The organism is Pseudomonas palleroniana, assembly GCF_003031675.1.
Classification (GTDB): domain Bacteria; phylum Pseudomonadota; class Gammaproteobacteria; order Pseudomonadales; family Pseudomonadaceae; genus Aquipseudomonas; species Aquipseudomonas palleroniana.
The window spans coordinates 15,934-35,820 of the sequence record NZ_PYWX01000032.1 but is presented as its reverse complement, the minus strand read 5'-3'; the positions used below and the strand labels follow the sequence as shown (position 1 = coordinate 35,820).

The window sequence follows — 19,887 nt, the reverse complement described above, 5'->3', positions numbered from 1 at the left end:
TCAGCTGAAAAGCAGTGACCGGTGAACCGCTATTGGGAGCGAGCCCCCCACATTGGTCGGTGTTCATTTTGACGTTACAATCCCCGCCCTCTTCGACTCTCCCAAGGAACCGCCATGTCCGGGCTTGAATTGTTCGCCGCCGCCCTGGGGGTGATCGCTGTCTGGCTGACGGTCAAGCAAAACCCCTGGTGCTGGCCCATCGGCTTGGTGATGGTGCTGCTCTACACCTGGGTATTCTTCGATGTGAAGCTCTATTCCGACATGCTGCTGCAGGTGGTCTACGCCGCCCTGCAACTCTACGGCTGGTGGCAATGGACCCGCGCCGGCGAGGTCAAGCAAGGCCGCCAGGTGACCAGCCTGGGCTGGCCCGCGATCATGACCAGCCTGGCGGTCGGTGCGCTGTTCAGCCTGTTGCTGGGCGCCGCCATGGCCCACTGGACCGACGCCGCCCAACCCTGGCTCGACGCGGCCCTCACCGGCTTCAGCCTGGTGGCGCAAATGTGGATGGCACAGAAACGCGTGCAATGCTGGCCCTTGTGGATCGCCGTGGACGTGATCTTTGTCGGCCTGTTCCTCTACAAAGGCCTGTACCTCACCGCCGCGCTTTATGCGCTGTTCACCGTGATCGCCGTGCAAGGCTGGCGTGAATGGCGCGCCGACCCGGCGTTGCACGCATGAAGGTGGTGGTATTGGCAGGCCCCGAATCCAGTGGCAAAAGCTGGCTGGCCGCCGAGCTGCAAGCCCATTTTGGCGGGCTGATGGTGGGCGAATACGTGCGCGATTTCATCGACCATCACCAGCGCGACACGACCCTGGCCGATATTCCCGCCATTGCCCGCGGCCAACTGGCCTGGGAAGACGCCGCCCGCGCCCGACAGCCCGACTTGCTGATCCTCGACACCCACTTGCTGACCAACCGGTTGTGGAGCCAGACCCTGTTCGGCGACTACCCGGCATGGCTCGACACTGAGCTGCTGGCCCGGCACTACGACTTGCACCTGCTGCTCTCACCCGAGCATGTGGAATGGACCGCCGACGGGCAACGCTGCCAACCCGAGCTGGCGGATCGACGGGCATTTTTCCAGGACAGCCTGGCGTGGATGCAAGCGCATCAACAGCCCTTCGTCGTCATCCAGGGAAATTGGCAAGAACGCCGACTCGCCGCGTTCAAAGCCGTCAAACAGCTCTTGTAGTGAGCGGGCTTGCCCTAATGCCTGTCAGTTAAGCGATAGAGCAGACGATAGATAACCTGTGGGAGGGGGCTCGCTCCCGATGGACTGCGTAGCAGGCCCATTTTTTAGTGAAGTGCGCCCCAAAGGTCGGATGGGTGTCCAACTTTTGGGCGCCCTTCAGAGGCCGCTGCGCGGCCTATCGGGAGCAAGCCCCCTCCCACAATGACCGCGTTAAGCCTTAACTGACCGGCATTAGGGCTTGCCCCGCGCGGGGCGGCGCAGCCGCCCCAATCCAGGCACCGCAGTCTTCCTGAAAAACCGAGGCGTCCCTGTTGGGGCGGCTGTGCCGCCCGGCGCGGGGCAAGCCCGCTCACTACAGCCCACTAACAGGCAGGTGTTGCGATGTGATCAGTAGCCCAGTGAAAGGCCAGTATTGCGACGCGGATCATTCGCCCCATAGAAGCGGTTATTACCCACCGGCTTACCCTCCAGTGAAGGCGCGCCGACCAGAATCGCCGCCAAGTGGTTGGCATCCTGAGGGCCCGCAAACTGATGGCCCCAGCTTTCCAGGATCTTCTGGGTATCGGGGCTTACGGCAAACCGTTCCAGGTTGGTGGCTGGCGGCATCCACTGCTGGTGGAAACGTGGCGCATCCACCGCCTCCTGAATGTTCATCTTGTAGTCGATGACATTGAGAATGGTCAGCAAGGTGGCCGTGATGATACGGCTGCCACCCGGCGTGCCCACCACCATCACCGCCTTGCCATCCTTGGTCACGATGGTCGGGCTCATCGACGACAGCGGCGCCTTGCCCGGCGCGATGGCGTTGGCTTCGCCCTGGACCAGGCCGTACATGTTCGGCACGCCGACCTTGACGGTGAAGTCGTCCATTTCATCGTTGAGGATCACCCCGGTTTTGCTCGCCATCACGCCGGCACCAAACCAGTCGTTGAGGGTATAGGTGACCGAGACCGCGTTGCCCCACTTGTCGACAATCGAATAGTGCGTGGTGTTGTTGCCTTCATGGGGCGATACGCCCGGTTTGATCGCCTGGGAGTCGCCGGCTTTCTGCGGGTCGATGGCGGCACGCAGCTTGGCGGCATAGTCCTTGTCCAGCAGGTGGGCGATCGGGTTCTTCACGAAGTCCGGGTCGCCGAGGTAGCTGTTACGGTCCACGTAGGCGTGGCGCATGGCTTCAATCTGGTAGTGCAGGCCCTGGGCCGAGTGGTAGCCGAGGTCGGCCATCGGGTAGCCTTCGAGGATGTTCATGATCTGGCAGATCACCACGCCCCCCGAGCTTGGCGGCGGCGCCGAGACGACGTGGTAACCCCGGTAATCGCACTCGATGGGCGCCAGTTCACGGGTCTTGTATTTGTCCAGGTCGGCCTGGGTGATGATGCCCTTGCCGGCCTGGCTGGAATCCACCAGCGCCTTGGCGACCCAGCCTTTATAGAAACCGTCGCTGCCCTTGGCGGAAATTTCCTTGAGAGTCTTGGCCAGGTCTTTCTGCACCAGCTTCTGGCCGACCTGCATCGGCTGGCCGTTGTGCAGGAAGATCCCGTGCAGGTCCGGGTCTTTTTCGAATTCACCGGTGGCCGTGTGCAGCAGGTCGATATCCCCCTGCTCCAGTTCGAAGCCGTTTTCGGCCAGTTTGATCGCCGGGGCAATCACCTGGGCGCGCTTGAGGGTCCCGTATTTGCTCAGCGCCAGCTCCATGCCGGACACGGTGCCGGGGACCCCGACCGCCAAATGGCCCTTGGCACTGAGGCCGTCGATGACCTTGCCATCTTTGTCCAGGTACATGTCGGCGGTCGCCGCCAGGGGGGCTTTTTCGCGGAAGTCGAGGAAGGTCTTGCGCCCGTCGGCCAGTTGCACGGTCATGAAACCGCCGCCGCCGAGATTGCCCGCCGCCGGGTACACCACCGCCAGCGCATAGCCGACCGCAACGGCCGCATCCACCGCGTTGCCGCCGGCCTTGAGTACATCCACGCCCACATGAGTGGCCAAATGCTGGGCGGTGACCACCATGCCATTTTCACCGGCCACCGGAGCCTGGGACGCAGCTTGCACACCGCTGACGGTCAACACCAGTGCAGTAGCAATCAAAGTACGGCTGAAGGGTTGGTATTTCATCCATGGCTACTCTAGTTATTGAGGTGCACCAAAATAGCCCTTCCCGGTTTTAATCCCCAGCGCAATGGCGTTTTTATTACAGAACTTGTCGGTCACAGAACGATGACGACTCGATCACGCCGCGCAGCAACAAGGCCAGCTCCGACGCTTGTTGCGCCGTGGCGACATTCGTGAACCCCATCAACAAGCCCTGCTCGCGATGTGCGCCCAGGGTCCACACCGACAGCGCCTGTACTGCCAGGCCCGCCGCGCTCGCCGCCTCAGCCACGGCCTGGTCTGATACCGCCACTTCCAGGCGCACCAGCAGATTAATCCCCCCAGCTTGCTCATCCACCCGCAAAAGACCCGCGCAATGCACTGCCAACGCGTTGACCAGCAACCCATGCCGCTGCGCATATAACTGGCGCATCTTCTTCAGATGCCGGGTGAAATGTCCCTGCTCCAGGAAGTCTGCCGTGGTCAGTTGCAATAACTGCGCGCTGCGCTGCTGCAACGCCTGGGCACTGCGCTCAAATGTCGCCACCAGGGCGGTGGGCACCACCAGGTAGCCAAGGCGCAGCCCGGGAAACAGCATCTTGCTGAAACTCCCGGCATGGATGACCCGGTCATCGTGATCCTGGCTCTTGAGCGCCGCCAGCGGTTGGCCCCGGTAGCGAAACTCACTGTCGTAATCATCCTCGACCACCCAACTGCCCTGCTCCCCGGCCCATGCCAGCAAGGCCTGCCGCCGCTCCCGGCTCAAAGCCACACCCAACGGGCTTTGATGCGCCGGGGTGACCACTGCCAGCCGCGCCTGCATGTCGCGTCGAATGCCCTGCGCTACGTCCAGGCCATCACGGTCGACCGGCACCGGCACCAATTCCACGCCGCAATGGGTCAACAGTTGGCGCCCATGCAAGTAGCCAGGGTCTTCGAACCAGCAGCGTTGCCCTGCCATCTGCAGCGCATCGCACAGCAGCGTCAGGCATCCGGCATAACCGGCGCAGACAAATACCTGCTGTGGCGCGCACTGCACGCCGCGGTACAACGCCAGGTAGTTGGCGATGGCCACACGCAGCGCCTGGGCGCCGCGCACGTCGCCCATCGCCAGGCTGTCGGCATCGGTGCGGCGCACTTGTTGGGTCACCAGCCGCGCCCACAGCTTACGCGGGAAGGCATCGAGGGCCGGCAGGCCCATCTGCAAGGCCAGGGGGCTGCGTACCACAGGCTCAACCACCGGCAACGGCTTGACCGACACCGTCGGCAGCGACGCGGCTATCACCGTGCCCGCCTGACCGCGGGCCTCAAAAAAACCTTCGCTGACCAGCAGTTGATAGGCCGTCTCCACCGTGCCCCGCGCCACCTTGAGCTCCAGCGCCAAGCTGCGCACGGACGGCACGCGGTCACCGGGGCCGAACTGGCCCTGGTCAATGGCCAAGCGAAAACGCCGGTAGATTTCCTGGTACTTGGGCAAGGCTGACATCACGGGCGGGCTCGACAGGGATACACGGCGAAGTCTGATCATGTCCCAACCCACTTGTCCAATCATGCCCCTGTCGAGCGATCCGTCAGCCACTGAAAATGACGCATCACTTACCCCACACAGGATCGCCCATGAAACACCGACTCGATTACGCCCAAGCCGCTCCTGCGGGCTACAGTGCCCTCGGTTCAGTGCACCGCTACATCCACGGCTGCGGCCTGGAGAAAGAGTTGATTGACCTGGTGTACCTGCGGGTTTCCCAACTCAACGGCTGTGCCTATTGCCTGGACTCCCACTCCCGCGACCTGCTCAAACAGGGCATCGATCTGGAGAAGCTGATGCTGGTCGCCGCCTGGCATGAGGCCTCACCGCTGTTCACGCCGCGTGAATGTGCGGCCCTGGCCTGGGCCGAGGTGGTCACCCAGGTGGCGCAGACCCAGGTGCCGGACGCCGATTACACCAGGGTCTCGGCGCTGTTCAATGACAAGGAAGTGGCCGACCTGACCCTGGCGATCGCCCTGATGAACGCCTTGAACCGCGTCGCCATCAGCTTTCGCAAGGTGCCGGCCGCCGTCAAAGCCCATCGGGTGAATCAAGATCATGAATGAACAGGTCGAATTTGTGCCGATGCAGACTGAAGCCGACTGCATCGCAAGCTTTGCGGTAATGCAGCAACTGCGCCCGCACCTGAAGGATGCCGTCACCTTTGCCGAGCAGGTCCAACGCCAACAGCAGAACGGCTACCACCTGCTGGCCGCCCGAGAACAAGGTAAGGTGATCGGCCTGATCGGTTACCGGCTGACGGAAAACACCTTGTATGGCCGCTTCATCTATGTCGACGATCTGGTCGTCGATGCGGCCTTGCAACGTCGTCGCCTCGGCGAACAATTGCTGGACCGCGTGCGCGAAGAAACCCGCGCACGCGGTTATCGTTACCTGGTATTGGACACCGGCATGCACATGGCCCTGGCCCAGCGCTTCTACTTCCGCCAGGGCCTGTTACCGCTTGGCATGCACTTCTCCCAGGATCTGAACCCATGACCCGTGCCCTGTTACTCAGCTTCAGCCCCCATGGCAAAGCCGCACACGGCTTCAAACTGGGCCGCGCCCTGCTGCGCGACCTGCTGCCGCAGGCCGAGGTCACCGAACGCGACTACGGCGGCCAGGCGTTGCCGCCGCTGACCCGCGAATACGCTGATGCCCTGACCACGCCTGGTGGCCTGAATGGCGACGCGACGGCAGTGTCGGAACAGCTGATTGTTGAACTGGAAGCCTGCGACCTGCTGATCCTGTGCACCCCGGTACACAACTTCACCGTGCCGGCAGCGCTCAAGGCCTGGATCGACCATGTGGTGCGCATCCATCGCAGCTTCACGGTCAGCCCGCAGTTTGAAAAGGTCGGCCTGTTGCACGACCGGCGCACCTTTGTGCTGGTCAGCTCCGGCAATGCGCGCAAAGGCCACGAGCCGGACTTTCTCACGCCGTACCTGACCACCGTCCTGGCGACGATCGGCATTCGCTCGGTGGACTTTGCCTACCTGCCGGCCATGGTGCGCGGTGAAGCAGCGGTCAATCACTCCCTGGAACAGGCCCACCAACAACTGTCTGCGGCAATCAGCACTGGCCTATAAAATTAATGGCGCTAGAATCGGCGCCATTGTTTGCCCGCCTTCCTGATACGAGCCGCCCATGAGCTTTGATTTCGACACGATCCACCCACGCCTCGGCACCGGCAGCACCAAGTGGAACCGTTACCCGCCTGACGTGTTGCCGATGTGGATCGCCGACATGGATATCGCCGCACCACCGGCCGTGCTGCACACCTTGCACCAGCGCCTGGACCAGCAGGTTCTGGGCTACAGCGTGGCCGGCCCGGATGTGCGCGAAGCCATCGTGGCCGACCTGTGGGCCAAGTACGCCTGGCGGGTGCAGCCGGAGGAGTTGCTGTTCCTGCCCGGCGTCGAACCCGGCTTCAATATGGCGCTGCACGCCTTTGTGCAACCGGGCCAGGCGGTGGTGCTGCAGACCCCGAACTACCGCCCGATTCGCCTGGCACCCGGCCACTGGAACCTGCCACGCATCGAAGTACCGTTTGAACGGGTCGGCGCTGAATACCTCACCCCGCTGGCGACCCTGCAAAAGGCACTGGACGGTGCCGGCGCGCTGCTGTTGAGCAACCCGCATAACCCGATCGGCAAAGTCTTCCCCCGCGAAGAACTGCTGGCCGTGGCCAACGCCTGCCTGGAAAATGGCGCGTTGATCATCAGCGATGAAATCCACGCCGAGCTGTGCTTCGACGGCCGCCGCCACATCCCCACCGCCAGCCTCAGCCCTGAGATTGCCCAGCGCACCATCACGTTGATGTCGGCGAGCAAAGCCTACAACGTGGCCGGCCTGAAGACCTGTTTTGCCGTGGTGCAGAACGCCGAGATCCGCGAACGCTTCAACAACGCGCGTTGCGGCATGGTCGACAGCGTCAGCCCCCTGGGCCTGGAAGCCACCCGCGCCGCCTACAGCGAATGCGCAGAATGGCTGGAGGCCTTGGTCAAGTACCTGGAAGCCAACCGTGACTACCTGCTCGACGCCGTGCAAACCCGCCTGCCAGGCGTGGTGATGCATGCCCCGCAAGGCACCTTCCTGGCCTGGCTGGATTGCAGCGCCCTGGGCCTGGACGACCCGCAGCAATTCTTCCTGGAACAGGCCAAGGTCGGCTTGAGTGCGGGGATCGAATTCGGCGATGACAGCCAACAATTCGTACGCCTTAACTTCGGTTGCCCACGGTCGATGCTGGAAGAAGGCGTGCAACGCATGGAGCGCGCCCTGCGTCATCGCTGACACGCAGAGCGCCTGGGCGGCGTTCCCACGCAAGGCGTGGGAACGCGCGGTCAGAGCTTGGCGATCGACACTTCCGTCGACTTCACAAAAGCGATGACCTCACTGCCCACCTTCAACTCCAGATCACGCACCGAACGGGTGGTGATCACCGAAGTGACGATGCCGGATGCAGTCTGCACGTCGATTTCGGACACCACTTCACCCTGCAGTATTTCCTTGATCACGCCCTTGAACTGGTTGCGCACGTTAATCGCTTTAATGGTCATGTCGGCTTTCCTTTAGCTGTTGGGTCAATCCGCACGAATGCGCAGGCCCTCAAGATGCAGCAGCGGAGAAAAACACAAAAGGAATATATAACTATTTATTTATTCCACTTAGACATATGAAGAGGTGTTGCCCAGCAAACAGTGATTCAACAATCTGCCCCTCTCACCACAGCAATCATCCCGCCACCCCCCGCCAATACGCTGCCGAACCCGCTGGCACAGAGACTGCATATTCCCGAAAAGCATGATGGAACATGCTGACTAATTTTCTAAGCATAAGAAAATCTCCTTCCCATGCCTTTCGGAGCGGTTCCATGAAACCCATTACCCAACGCTTATTGGGCGTCTTCGCCCTCGCGCTGTGCCTGCAACCCCAGGCCTTTGCCGCCGAGACAGATCCGGCCCAAGTCAACCTCGACTACGCCTACTATTCGCCCGTCAGCCTGGTGCTCAAGCATTTCGGCTGGCTGGAGCAGGCCTTGCCGAACTCCAAGGTCGGCTGGGTATTGAGCCAGGGTAGCAACCGGTCACTGGAGTACCTCAACAGCGGCGGCGTCGACTTCGCGTCTTCCGCCAGCCTGTCTGCGGTGTTGAGCCGCGCCAATGGCAGCCCGATCAAATCGGTGTACGTATACAGTCGCGCCGAATGGACGGCCCTGGTGGTACGCAAGGACTCGCCGCTTAAAAATCTCACCGACCTCAAGGGCAAGAAAATCGCCGCCACCAAGGGTACCGACCCGTACCTGTTCACCCTGCGCAGCCTGCAAAAGGCCGGGCTGAACAAGGACGATGTGGAATTGGTGCACCTGCAACACCCGGATGGCCGCACCGCCCTGGAGAAAGGCGACGTCGACGCCTGGGCCGGTCTCGATCCGCATATGGCCGCCAGTGAAATCCAGGCCGGTTCGCGCCTGCTCTATCGCAACAAGGACTTCAACAGTTATGGCGTGGTCAGCGTTACCGAGACGTTCGCCAAGGAGCATCCGCAGACCATCACCAAAGTGCTCGGCGCCTACGAGAAAGCCCGCGACTGGGCCGTGAAGCACCCGGATGAATTCGCCAAGCTGCTGGCCGACGAGTCGGGCTTGCCGTTGGAAGTGGCCAAGTTGCAACTGTCGCGCACCGACTTGAGCACACCGTTCCTGAGCAGCAAGGATGTCGTGTCATCCAAGGCCGCGGCGCCGATCCTGGTGTCTGAAGAACTGGTGCGGCGCGGGGTGAACGTGGACCAGGTGATCGACCAGTTGATCGACACCTCGTTCAGTCAATAAGGGGCGCGGGATGACCAGCAAGACCCAGATTTTGCCGCTGACGGCACCGCAGGTGATCAACCGCAGCGCCTGGCCACGCAGGCTCAAGGGCCTGGTGTTGCCGGTGCTGATCCTGCTGATCCTGGAAGGGGTCGTGCGGGTGGGTTGGTTGCCGTCGTACCAGATGCCGGCGCCCAGCGAAATTGCCGTGACCCTGACGCAGCTGGCCGAGGGCGCGCTGTGGAAGCACATCAGTGCCAGCCTGGGCCGCGTGCTGCTGGGCTTTGCCATCGGCGCCGGGCTGGCCCTGGTATTTGCCGCCTGGGTAGGGTTGAGCCGTGAGGCCGAAGCTTACCTGGAGCCGACGTTCGCCGGGTTGCGTTCGATCCCGAGCTTGGCCTGGGTACCGCTGCTGCTGTTGTGGCTAGGTATCGATGAAACCTCGAAGATTGTGCTGATCGCGATTGGCGCGTTCTTCCCGGTGTACCTCAATGGCGTCGCGGCCATTCGCGATATCGATCGCAAGCTGGTGGAAGTGGGCCAAATGTATGGCTTCAGTCGACGCCGATTGGTACGCCGCATCCTCCTGCCCGCCGCCCTGCCCGGCTTGTTTACCGGTTTGCGCAGCGGCTTGAGCCTGGCGTGGATGTTCCTGGTGGCGGCTGAGCTGATCGCAGCCACCAAGGGCTTGGGCTACCTGCTCAGCGATGGGCGCGAAACCTCACGGCCGGACATCGTGCTGGCGGCGATCATCGTACTGGCGCTGTTGGGGAAGGTCAGCGATGGCCTGCTCGCGGCGCTGGAAAAGCGCTGCCTGGCGTGGCGCGATACCTTCAACGGTCAAGGAGCGGAGCAGTGACTGCATCGCCGTTATTGGATATGCGCGTGGAGCGAAAGAGCTTCAGCGACACCGTGGTGTTGAGCGACGTGAGTCTGGCCTTGCAACCTCGCGAAACCGTGAGCCTGCTGGGGCCAAGCGGCTGTGGCAAAAGTACGCTGTTGCGTATCGTCGCCGGGCTGGACAAGGACTATCAGGGTGAACTGCGCAGCCCGGATGGAGAAGTCGCATTTGTGTTCCAGGAACCGCGCCTGATGCCCTGGCTGACGGTGGAGCAGAACATCGGTTTCAGCGACGACAACCACTACGATAAAGCCTGGGTCACGCAATTGATCGAGGAAGTCGGCCTCAAGGGCTTTGCCCAGGCGCTGCCCAAGGCATTGTCCGGGGGCATGGCGCAACGAGTGGCCATCGCCCGTGGCCTGTATTCGCGACCGCAGGTCTTGCTGCTGGATGAGCCGTTCAGCGCGGTGGATGCGTTTACCCGCATGAAGCTGCAGGACTTGCTGCTGCAACTGGCCGAGCACCACGCCATCGCGTTGCTGTTGGTCACCCACGATGTGGACGAGGCGCTGTACTTGAGTGATCGGGTGCTGGTGATGGGCAACCGGCCAAGCAGCATTCGCCAGGCATTGGCGGTGGACCTGCCGCACCCCAGAGACCGCCGTGATCCAATGCTGGCGCAGCTCAAAGCGTTGTCCCTGACGCAATTGCAGCGAGCGCACGTGATCTGATCCAGTAGTGGGCGGTCGGGCCCTAATGCCAGCCAGGCGAGGCGCAACGCTGTCACTGTGGCTGGCATTGCCCCTGGTGCATCGGTGTCGGGAATGCCTCAAGCATCCTGCAAAATCAGATCCGCGCCCTTCTCCGCCACCATCAACACCGCCGCATGGGTATTGCCCGAAGTCACATTCGGGAAGATCGACGCATCGACAATGCGTAATCCGTCCAGTCCATGCACCTTCAAGCGCTTGTCCACCACCGATGTACGCGGGTCCGAGCCCATGGCGCATGAGCCGCAGAGGTGGTAGATCGAGCCGCTGTTTTCGCGAAAGTATTGCAGCATCTGCTCATCGCTCTGCACCGCCGCGCCGGGTAGAACCTCGGCCACCGTGATGCCCTTGAGCGCAGGCGCCTGCATGATCTTGCGCATCAATCGACTGCCCTGGATCACCTCGTCGATGTCCTTCTGGGTGCTCAGGTAGTTGGGGTCGATCAGCGCTGCATCACGCGGGTTTTTCGAGGCTATGCGGATGGTGCCGCGACTGGTGGGCCGACACGGATTGAAGCACAGCAGGAATCCGGAGTACGGCTCGGGCTTGAGGCTGGCCTTGTTGTTTTTCGGAATCTGGTAGGACAGCGGGTTGAAGTACAGCTGCAGGTTCGGGTCAGCCTGCTCGGCGTTTCCACGGAAGAACCCACCGGCCTGGTTGACGCTCATCGCCAGCGCGCCCTTTCGCGTGAACAGGTACTTGAGGCCCAGCTTCAGTTGGCCGAACAGCGAGCTGAGTTGGTCGTTCAGCGTCGGGATATTGGCCTTGTAGTAGTAGCTGACGCACAGGTGATCCTGCAGGTTTTCGCCCACGGCCGGCAGGTGCTTGACCAGTGAGATATTGTGTTCAGCGAGCAGTTGTTGATCCGCCACACCGGACAATTGCAGGATTTTCGGCGTGTCCACCGCACCGGCACACAGGATGACCTCCTTGCGTGCGGTAAAGGTGCGGGCCACGCCGTGCTGGGTCACGCTGATGCCCGTGGCGCGTTGCTGGTCGTCGAACAGCACGCGGTCGACCAATGCGTGCAGTTCCACCGTCAAATTGGTACGGCCGAGCGCCGGATGCAGGTGCGCAAAACTGCTGGAGCAGCGCTCGCCATTGCGCGTGTTGACGTCATACAGGCCCGCGCCTTCAAAGTTCGGGCCGTTGAAGTCATCGCTCAAGCCATAACCGAGTTGCTCGCAGCCCTTGAGAAACACGTCGCAAATCGGGTGGGTATGGCCCTTCATCGGTGTGATGCTGATGGGGCCACTGCCACCGTGATACTCGGTGTCACCCAAGGGGTGGTTTTCCAGCTTGCGAAAGTACGGCAGCACGTCCGCAAAACTCCAGCCGTCGTTGCCATTCGCCGCCCAGTCATTGAAGTCATGGGCCTGGCCGCGCACGTAGATCATTGCGTTGATCGAGCCCGAGCCACCCTGTACCTTGCCGCGAGGCGCATAGATAGCCCGATCGGCCAACTGCTTTTGCGGCTGGCTGTAGTACATCCAGTTGAAGGTCGGGTTGTAATACATCTTGGCGAAACCGACCGGGATCTTGAACCACCAGGAACTGTCCTTGCCGCCGGCTTCGAGCAGCAACACCGAGTATTTGCCCGAAGCGGACAGCCGGTTGGCCAGGACACAGCCTGCGGCGCCAGCACCGGCGATGATGTAGTCATATGTCATTCACGGTTACCGCATAAGTCGTTTTTAGCCCTTGGCGGGCGAAGTGTCTTTGACGTCAGCCGGGGTTGGCGCCATTTGCAGGTGCAGGCGTTCGCCGGTATACGGCGTGTGCTTGCGCACCACGTCCATATTCAGCTCCACGCCAAGCCCGGGTTCGGTGGACGGGATGATGTAGCCGTCTTCCCAGTGCAGCGGCCTGGTCAGCACCTCGGCGTGGAAACCACCCCAGGTCATGATGCTTTCCTGGATCAGGAAATTCGGCGTACAGGTCGCCAGTTGGAAACTCGCCGCCGCGCCAATCGGCCCGTTGTAAAGGTGAGGCGCGATCTGCGCGTAATAAGCCTCGGCCATGCTCGCGATCTTCTTGGCTTCCAGCAGCCCGCCACAGCGCGCCACGTTCATTTGCAGAATCGAAGCGCCGCCCGCTTGCAGCAGCTTGAAAAATTCGTACTTGGTGGTCAGGCGCTCCCCAGTGGCAATGGGGATGCTGGTCTTGGCCGCAACCTGGGCCATCGCGTCTTCCTGGCCTGGCGGCACCGGTTCTTCGAACCACAGCGGGTCGTATTTCTCCAGACGCTTGGCCAGGCGGATAGCCGACGACGGCACCATCTGCCCGTGCGTACCAAACAGCAGGTCGCACCGGTCACCCACCGCCTCACGGATCTTGCGGCAGAAAGTCTCGCAACGCTCCAGCACTTGCAGGGAGACCTGGTGACCGGAATAAGCGGTGTACGGTCCGGCCGGGTCGAACTTCAGCGCGGTAAAGCCTTTGTTCATGTTCTCGATGGCGCATTCGGCCGCCAGGTCCGGGTCGTCATAGTCATACTCGCCCTTGCTGTTGACCGGGTACAGGTAGGTGTAGGAACGCAAGCGCTCGTTGACCTTGCCACCCAGCAACTCGTAGACCGGCTTGTTGGCGGCCTTGCCGATGATGTCCCAGCAGGCCATTTCCAGGCCGCTGACCACGCCCATCATGGTCAGGTCCGGGCGCTGGGTGAAGCCGCTAGAATAGGCCTGACGGAAAAACCGCTCGATGTGGTGTGGGTCATGGTTGAGCAGATAACGCTCGAACACATCCTCAATGATCGGCAGCATGGCCTTGGGGCCGAAGGTGGCGGCGTAAATCTCGCCGACGCCTTCAATGCCACAGTCGGTCTTGAGCTTGACGAACAGCCAGTACATCCCGCCAATGTGCGGCGGTGGTACGGCAACGATATGGGTTTCAAGGGCGACGATTTTCATCTCAGGCACCTGTCCGGTTGAATTTTTTACGGTTGATCCGGGCGCGCAAGGTCAGGGCCGCCAGGGTCCCGAGCACGCCGATAAAGGCGATGTAGCCGAAATACAGGGTGTAGCCGGCCTTGCCCGGGTAGGTCTCGGTCAAGTAGCCGTTGATCAAGGGGATAAAGGTGTCTGGCAAGTAACCCACCACCGACACAATGCCGATGGCCAGGCCGGTGATGCGTAGCGGGATGTCGCAGCTGTCGAGGATCGCCCAGTACAGGCCGCGAATCGCGTAGGTCATCAGTCCGATAAAGATCACCGTGCCGATCAGCAGGCCCAGGCTGTTGAACGCAGGGAAGACGATCAGCCCGAGCATGGCCAGGGTCACCAGCACCAACGCGACAATCAGCACCGAAATGTTCGAGAACTTGTCCCCCAGCCAACCGCCACCGATGCCGCCGATGGGGCGCATCCACAGCTTGATGGTCGTGATGGTGCCGGCCATCACGGCGGTCATGCCGCTGCCTTGCAGGTAGTCGGAAAAACTGTAGGTGGCCCAGAACATGTGGTAACCGCAGAACACGATGGCGGTCACCAGCCACAGTTCAGGGATCTTCACCAATGTCGTCAGGTCGGTGATCAGGTTGAACTTGCCCTTCTCCACCGCTGCCGTTTCGGCCAGGGACTTGGGGTCTTTGAGCAACACCAATCCGCAGCCGATGGCGATGCAGATAAACGAGTACAGGTACACCACCTGCTTGAAACCTTCAGCCGCCGACCGGCTTTGCGTTTCGGTGGCATAGGCAAACAGACCCAGGGCCACGGTCGCCAACAAGGCTTCCACCAGGCCGCGCCCGCCGTCGAGAATGCCAAAGAAACGGCCCTGCTCAGAGGGGTGCGCAATCATCTTCACGCGCTTGAGCACCGAGGCCCAAAAGGTCAGGCCGGTGGTCAGCCCCCAGCAGCCGAAGATGATCATCAAGCCGGTCATCGACGGCACGCTGGCGTACCACAAGCCCAATGCACCGGTCGCGACCAGCGAGAAGAAGATCAAAAAGCGCGGCGGCAAACGGTCGGCCAGCCAACCGCTGGGCAAGTAGCTGAGCAAAAAAACCGTGCCGAGCATGGAGTACAGGTAACCCAGCTCGCTGTGGTTGATCTGGAACACATCGAGCATGGTGGTCTGGTAGACCTGGCGCAGGTAGAGGATCGGGTAGATCGCCCCCGCCGCCAGTACCAGTAATAGCAGTTGGAAATAGCGACTGGCTTTGTCGCTGCTTGCCGCGGACACGGCAACGGAACCCTGGGCAACAGGTGCAGGCTTGGACATCGTGTAGACCTCGGGCGCCCGATGCGCGGGTGCCCTGATAATTGTTTTTATTAAAGGTGCAGCGGTGTGCGTGGCTCAGTACTTCATGACCACCAAGCGGGTCTGGGTGAACTCCAGCATCCCGTGCTTGCCGTCGTCGCCGCCCAGCCCTGAGCGTTTCCATCCGGCGTGGAAACCCTGGTAGGGGTCCGCCGGGGTCCGATTGACATACAACTCGCCGGCCTCGATCGCATTCGCCACCTTCATTGCCGTGCGGTAGTTCTCGGTGTAAAGCACCGACGACAGACCGAACTGGTGGTCGTTGGCCATCGCCAGCGCCTCATCGATGTCGCGGTACTTGAGCACCGGCAGCACCGGGCCGAAGATTTCTTCCTGGATGATTTCCATGTCCTGGCGGCAATGGCTGAGCAAGGTCGGCGGATAGAAATACCCAGGGCCGTCGGGCAGCACGCCGCCTGTTTCCAGTACAGCACCGGCGGCAACGGCGCGCTCGACCATGGCGTGAATATTCTTGCGGGAACTGGCGTTGGCCAGCGGGCCCATCAGGCTTTCGTCGTTGGCACGGTCGCCGAATTTCACTGCGCTGATTTTGGTTTTCAGCAGTGCGAGGAACGCGTCATGGACAGCCTCGTGCACATACACCCGCTCCACCGCCGTACACAGCTGGCCGCAGTGCGTGGTCTTGGACGCGACGATGGCGCTGGCGGCCTTTTCCAGGTCGGCATCGGCTTCGATGATCGCCGGCGTCTTGCCGCCCAGTTCCAGGGACGGCTTGGCGATATTGGCCTTGCAGTAATCGAGCACGGTACGCCCGGCATTCACGCTGCCGGTGAGGGTAATCAGGCCGACCGCCTTGTGCGTGCAGACGCTGGCTGCGGTGGCGTGATCCATGGTCAGGATGTTGATCACACCGGCTGGAATCCCGGCATTGATCACCGCTCTGGCGATTTCAAACGCCGACAGCGGCGTGTTGTTGCTCGGGCGCACCACCACCGTGTTACCGGCGATCAACGCCGGAGCGATCTTGCGCAGCAAGGTATACACCGGATAGTTGAACGGAATCAGGCAAGCCACCACGCCAATCGGTTCGCGTTGCAGGAACAGGTTTTCGTCCGGCGTGTCGCTGGGGATGATCTCGCCTTCGATACGGCGCGCCCATTCGGCATGGTAACGGGTGATCTGCGCGGCGTAGCGTGCTTCGTTGCTCGCGTCGCTGACGCTTTTACCGGACTCCCTGGCCAGGGCCGTGCCGATGGCTACGGCGTGGCTGTCCAGGGCATCGGCCAAGGCGCGAAGGTGCTCGGCGCGCTCGATGCTGGTGAGCTTGCCCCAGGTTTTCTGGGCGACGGCAGCCGCGTCGACGGCAGCGATGGCCTCGTCGGCGCTGGCGGCACTGACGTGACCGGCGAGGGTTTCATCGGCAGGGTTGTAGACGGCGATCAGGGCATCGCTGGCCGGTTCGACGAACTGGCCGTTGTAGAAATTGCGCTCGAATTGCATGTGGTTTGCCCAACGTTGTTGTTTTGCGAGTGACATGCAGTTTTGTCGTTGTATGGAGGGCGGGCAAACGACTTATTGGGTGGGGTAACATTCGAAAAATGCAGGTTAGGGGTAATCAACCCGCCGCCGTAGACGGCTCCAACTGCCGCTGCGCCAACCAGATCTCCTCCTGCAACCATCGCTCGAACACCTGCAACTGCGGCATATCCGTCTGCTCGGGTCGGGTCACCAGCCAATACGACTGATGCCCCTCCACATGCACATTCAACACCTGCGTCAACTGCCCACTGGCCAGTTCCGCTGCGACCATATGCCAATCCGCAATGGTAATCCCCAACCCATCCGTCGCCGCCCGGATCGCCAGGTCCAGCAGGTCGAATTCATACCCGCCCTGCGTATCCACCCCATGAATCCGCGCCGCATCCAGCCAGTGCTTCCAGGTCAGGTAACGCTGGTCCTCATTGGCCAGCACATGCAGCAAGGTCATGCGATTCAGATCCACGCCATCGCTGCATTCGCGGGCATACAGCGAGGGCGCGCACACCGCGATATGCCGCTCCTGGATCAACAAGGAACTGTCCAGCCCGTCCCACTCACCATTGCCAAACCGAATCGCGCAATCGAGCGTACTGGTCTGCGCCAGGCTGTCCTGCAAGCACGTGGTAATGCTCAGTTCCAACTCTGGATGCGCCTCACGCAAGCGCCCCAGGCGCGGCATCAACCAGCGACTGGTGAACGTCGGCGGTGCGTTGATGTGCAGGCGGTTGGAGTGGGTTTTCTGCTGGATGCTACGCACCGTCAGCTCGATCTTGTCGAAGGACTGGTGCAGCGCGCGCAGCAGCACGCGCCCGGCGCTGGTGAGTTCAAGGTGATGATGGCGGCGCTCCAGCAGACTCTCGCCCAATTGTTCTTCAAGCTGGCGCACCTGGCGGCTGACTGCGCTCTGGGTCACGTTCAACAATTCCGCCGCCCGGGTAAAGCTGCCGGTGCTGCCGGCGACTTCGAAGGCTTTGAGGGCATTGAGACCGGGCATTTTACGTTTCATGGAGGGCACTCGACAGCAACTGACAAGGAAGCGAATTCCCACGGCACCGCAGGAAAATTTTCACACAACATACCTTTTTGTATCAGTTCAGCGGTAGCACCCAGCATCGCTGAAAAACACTCGGCTTTAATCTCCCGCGTCGTTTTTCGACGGTTAGCGTCGTTATCGAATAAATAGCACGCGTATTACGCATGCACACTAAGACAATTAAGCATTGGTGACTGACCTGCCACAAAAGTTAGTCTGGCTGAAAATTTACTCACTTATTAACTTCGGGCCGCAGCATGTCGACAACAACTTTCTCATCGCGACGAAGTATCGGGCTGCTGGCACTTGTGTTCACCGCCTGCAATGCAACCACCCACGGTTTCAGTATTTTCCTGTATTCGGCGTTATTGCCGCAGATCCGTGAGTTATTTGAGTTGAGCTACAGCCAGGCCGCGCTGATTGCCGCGCTGCTGCAACTGTTCTACATGGGCGCTTCGATAGCCAGCGGCATTGCCGCCGCGTGGGTAAGCCCGCGCACCATGGTGCGCCTGACGATCGTATTGAGCCCGGTCCTGCTGGCGCTGGCCGTCGCCACGCCGTGGGTGCTGCCGTTTGCACTGTGCCTGGCACTGGTGTCGGCGTGCGCGGTGTCGAACTGGAACGCGATTGCAGCCTTGGCCCGTGAGGTGATCCCCGCCAGCCACCGTAGCCGTGTATTAGGGTTGGCATCGTCGGGAGCGGCCTTTGCAATCTGCTTGAACGGGCTGCTGATTGCAGGCTTGCAGGGCTTGACCTTGCGCCAATTCTGGTTGATTTGCGCCGGTTTGACGCTGCTGGTCACCCTGCTGACGCTCTGGGCCTTGGCGCCCCACGCAGAGCAGGCGCCCCGCTCCGCGACGCCGCCCACCTTCAGCGAGGTCGCCAGGCAATGGCTGCGCCTGTGCCTTGAGCAACCGGTGGCCCTGCAGATTGTGCTGCTCAGCGGGTTTATCGGCGCGATCAGTGGGCCGTTTCTCAATTTTCTATCGGCGTTTGCCAGCGATCAATTGCAGGCCAGCGCCACCATGACCGGTACGCTGTGGACGCTGATCGGCATCGGAGGCGCCGTCGGCGGGCTGCTGCTCGGGGCGCTGGCCGATCGCTGGGGCGCGCTGAGGGTCATGGCGCTGAGTATCGGTGCCTTCGGCCTGGCCATGCTCGGCCTGCTGGGCCATCCCAGCCTGTTGCTCAGTGTGTGGGCAGCCGCCTTGTTCGCTCTGTTTTATTTCCCGTCCTGGGGCTTGATGGCGGCCTACCTCAGTGCCCGCCTGAACCCGGTGCACAGCCTGCAGGTGGTGAGCCTGAGCATGGTCAGCTATGGCCTGGCCAGCGCCGCGGCCAATGCACTGTGCGGCGGGTTGTTGCAGGTCAGCGGCGAGTTTGCCGTGGTGCATGCCTGGATCACCGGCTGGGTGCTGGCCAGCCTGCTATTGCTCAAGCGCATGGCTCGTGCGAAGGCTGTCGAAGTGCCGGTGTTGCCGACTCCCTGAATCGCCTAACTGACGTTGTAGAATCTGCACCAGTGCGTCCACTTCCGGTACCTGGCAACCGGTTGAGCGCCAGAACATCAGGCGCGCCGGGGCAATCGGCGGAAAGCCCTGGCGCTCGTCCAGAATTTGCCAGCCTTGCGGCACTAAACGCCGCGCCATGACGCCCACGGATAATCCTTGCTCGATGGCAATCGCAATCCCGCGCGGGCTCTGGCTGGTGTAGACCACTTGCCAAGAGCGCCCCGCGTGGGCCAGCGCCTGCACGGCATTGGCCCTGAATGCGCAGCCCTCGGCGTATACCGCGAGCGGCACCGACTGGCGCCCCACCCCACTCCAGCTCGGTGCCGCGACCCACGCCAGCGGCTCATCGCACAGGTATTCCCCAGGCTGCAAGCCGGCATGCTCGACGCCTAGCACCAGGTCCAGCTCGCCGCGCAGCAAGCGGCCGACCAGCGCAGTCGACATTTCGCAGCAGACATCCGGACGCACCTGGGCAAACTGTGCCTGGAAATCCTTGAGCATCCCGCCCAGGCAGTATTCGGCGTAATCCTCGGGCATGCCCAAGTGGATACACACCTGCTCGTTGGGCAATTGCGCGGCACTGATCGCCTCGACGTGCAGCTTGAGGATTTGCCGGGCATAGATCAGAAAGGTTTCCCCGCTTGGCGTGAGGCCAATGGAGCGGCTGGTGCGATGGATCAGTGGCGCGCCGACAATCTCTTCGAGTCGTTGCAAGCTCTGGCTGACGGTGGACTGGGTTTTATGCAGACGCTCGGCGGCGGCCGAAAAACCCTGGCACTCGATAATTGCCACAAACACTTTAAGTAAGCTGCCATCCAGTTCGCCTGACATAACTATCGCCCCTGCCGATG

19 protein-coding genes are annotated in these 19,887 nt (G+C 61.6%); 10 read left to right on the top strand and 9 right to left on the bottom strand.

Annotated features, from left to right (window positions below; all coding sequences use genetic code 11):
* Positions 1-114 precede the first annotated feature (114 nt).
* Positions 115-678: a nicotinamide riboside transporter PnuC gene (gene pnuC / locus C9383_RS11550; RefSeq protein WP_060752793.1), complete on the top strand. Its 564-nt coding sequence runs from the start codon at positions 115-117 to the stop codon at positions 676-678.
* Entirely contained in the window at positions 675-1,193 is a 519-nt protein-coding gene (locus C9383_RS11545) for an AAA family ATPase (protein ID WP_090371282.1), read from the top strand. Before pnuC ends, C9383_RS11545 begins: the two co-directional genes overlap by 4 nt.
* A 387-nt stretch (positions 1,194-1,580) precedes the next feature.
* On the opposite strand, the gene ggt is transcribed toward C9383_RS11545, so the two are convergent.
* Both ggt and pdxR read right to left on the bottom strand, forming a co-directional pair.
* Positions 1,581-3,305: a gamma-glutamyltransferase gene (ggt, locus tag C9383_RS11540; protein ID WP_090371284.1), complete on the bottom strand. Its 1,725-nt coding sequence runs from the start codon at positions 3,303-3,305 to the stop codon at positions 1,581-1,583.
* Between the two features lie 76 nt (positions 3,306-3,381).
* Positions 3,382-4,767, bottom strand: coding sequence for a MocR-like pyridoxine biosynthesis transcription factor PdxR (gene pdxR / locus C9383_RS11535; protein ID WP_090371286.1), 1,386 nt, complete (start codon positions 4,765-4,767; stop codon positions 3,382-3,384).
* 131 nt (positions 4,768-4,898) lie between these two features.
* Between pdxR and C9383_RS11530 the strand changes: the two genes are divergently transcribed.
* From C9383_RS11530 to C9383_RS11515, 4 genes are read left to right on the top strand one after another with little or no spacing between them, the layout of a single operon-like run.
* Positions 4,899-5,375 carry a carboxymuconolactone decarboxylase family protein gene (locus tag C9383_RS11530; RefSeq protein ID WP_090371288.1) on the top strand — a complete coding sequence of 159 codons (477 nt, stop codon included), beginning with the start codon at positions 4,899-4,901 and terminating at the stop codon, positions 5,373-5,375.
* Positions 5,368-5,808, top strand: coding sequence for a GNAT family N-acetyltransferase (locus C9383_RS11525; RefSeq protein ID WP_090371290.1), 441 nt, complete (start codon positions 5,368-5,370; stop codon positions 5,806-5,808). Before C9383_RS11530 ends, C9383_RS11525 begins: the two co-directional genes overlap by 8 nt.
* Entirely contained in the window at positions 5,805-6,398 is a 594-nt protein-coding gene (locus C9383_RS11520) for an FMN-dependent NADH-azoreductase (protein WP_090371292.1), read from the top strand. Before C9383_RS11525 ends, C9383_RS11520 begins: the two co-directional genes overlap by 4 nt.
* A 58-nt stretch (positions 6,399-6,456) precedes the next feature.
* The gene (locus C9383_RS11515; RefSeq protein WP_090371294.1) at positions 6,457-7,602 is read left to right on the top strand and encodes a MalY/PatB family protein; all 1,146 of its coding nucleotides are present in this window, start codon (positions 6,457-6,459) and stop codon (positions 7,600-7,602) included.
* A gap of 50 nt (positions 7,603-7,652) precedes the next feature.
* On the opposite strand, the gene C9383_RS11510 is transcribed toward C9383_RS11515, so the two are convergent.
* Positions 7,653-7,868, bottom strand: a complete 216-nt coding sequence (locus C9383_RS11510; RefSeq protein WP_060752785.1) for a TOBE domain-containing protein — start codon at positions 7,866-7,868, stop codon at positions 7,653-7,655.
* A gap of 314 nt (positions 7,869-8,182) precedes the next feature.
* Between C9383_RS11510 and C9383_RS11505 the strand changes: the two genes are divergently transcribed.
* Genes C9383_RS11505 through C9383_RS11495 form a run of 3 tightly spaced genes read left to right on the top strand, consistent with a single transcriptional unit; the run spans position 8,183 to position 10,690 of the window.
* On the top strand, positions 8,183-9,139 hold the full coding sequence (locus tag C9383_RS11505) for an aliphatic sulfonate ABC transporter substrate-binding protein (RefSeq protein ID WP_090371296.1): 957 nt from the start codon (positions 8,183-8,185) through the stop codon (positions 9,137-9,139).
* A 10-nt stretch (positions 9,140-9,149) separates the two neighbouring features.
* Positions 9,150-9,977 (top strand): ABC transporter permease, encoded by an 828-nt coding sequence (locus C9383_RS11500; RefSeq protein ID WP_090371297.1) that lies wholly within the window; start codon positions 9,150-9,152, stop codon positions 9,975-9,977.
* A gap of 20 nt (positions 9,978-9,997) precedes the next feature.
* Entirely contained in the window at positions 9,998-10,690 is a 693-nt protein-coding gene (locus C9383_RS11495; RefSeq protein ID WP_412046863.1) for an ABC transporter ATP-binding protein, read from the top strand.
* A 98-nt stretch (positions 10,691-10,788) separates the two neighbouring features.
* Here C9383_RS11495 and C9383_RS11490 read toward each other — a convergent pair whose 3' ends face one another.
* From C9383_RS11490 to C9383_RS11470, 5 genes are all read right to left on the bottom strand, one after another.
* On the bottom strand, positions 10,789-12,399 hold the full coding sequence (locus C9383_RS11490; protein WP_090371300.1) for a GMC family oxidoreductase: 1,611 nt from the start codon (positions 12,397-12,399) through the stop codon (positions 10,789-10,791).
* A 24-nt stretch (positions 12,400-12,423) separates the two neighbouring features.
* A complete protein-coding gene (locus tag C9383_RS11485) occupies positions 12,424-13,641 on the bottom strand; it encodes a mandelate racemase/muconate lactonizing enzyme family protein (RefSeq protein WP_060752780.1) in 1,218 nt (405 codons plus the stop codon).
* A 1-nt stretch (position 13,642) separates the two neighbouring features.
* Positions 13,643-14,953, bottom strand: a complete 1,311-nt coding sequence (locus tag C9383_RS11480; RefSeq protein WP_090371302.1) for an MFS transporter — start codon at positions 14,951-14,953, stop codon at positions 13,643-13,645.
* A gap of 75 nt (positions 14,954-15,028) precedes the next feature.
* Positions 15,029-16,453, bottom strand: a complete 1,425-nt coding sequence (gene aldA, locus C9383_RS11475) for an aldehyde dehydrogenase (RefSeq protein ID WP_090371304.1) — start codon at positions 16,451-16,453, stop codon at positions 15,029-15,031.
* A gap of 115 nt (positions 16,454-16,568) precedes the next feature.
* Positions 16,569-17,498, bottom strand: a complete 930-nt coding sequence (locus tag C9383_RS11470; protein WP_081086943.1) for a LysR substrate-binding domain-containing protein — start codon at positions 17,496-17,498, stop codon at positions 16,569-16,571.
* A 284-nt stretch (positions 17,499-17,782) separates the two neighbouring features.
* Here C9383_RS11470 and C9383_RS11465 point away from each other — a divergent pair, with 284 nt between their 5' ends.
* The gene (locus tag C9383_RS11465; protein ID WP_090371306.1) at positions 17,783-19,015 is read left to right on the top strand and encodes an MFS transporter; all 1,233 of its coding nucleotides are present in this window, start codon (positions 17,783-17,785) and stop codon (positions 19,013-19,015) included.
* Here C9383_RS11465 and C9383_RS11460 read toward each other — a convergent pair.
* Entirely contained in the window at positions 18,953-19,867 is a 915-nt protein-coding gene (locus tag C9383_RS11460; protein ID WP_090371308.1) for a LysR family transcriptional regulator, read from the bottom strand. The genes C9383_RS11465 and C9383_RS11460 overlap by 63 nt on opposite strands.
* Positions 19,868-19,887: the final 20 nt, after the last annotated feature.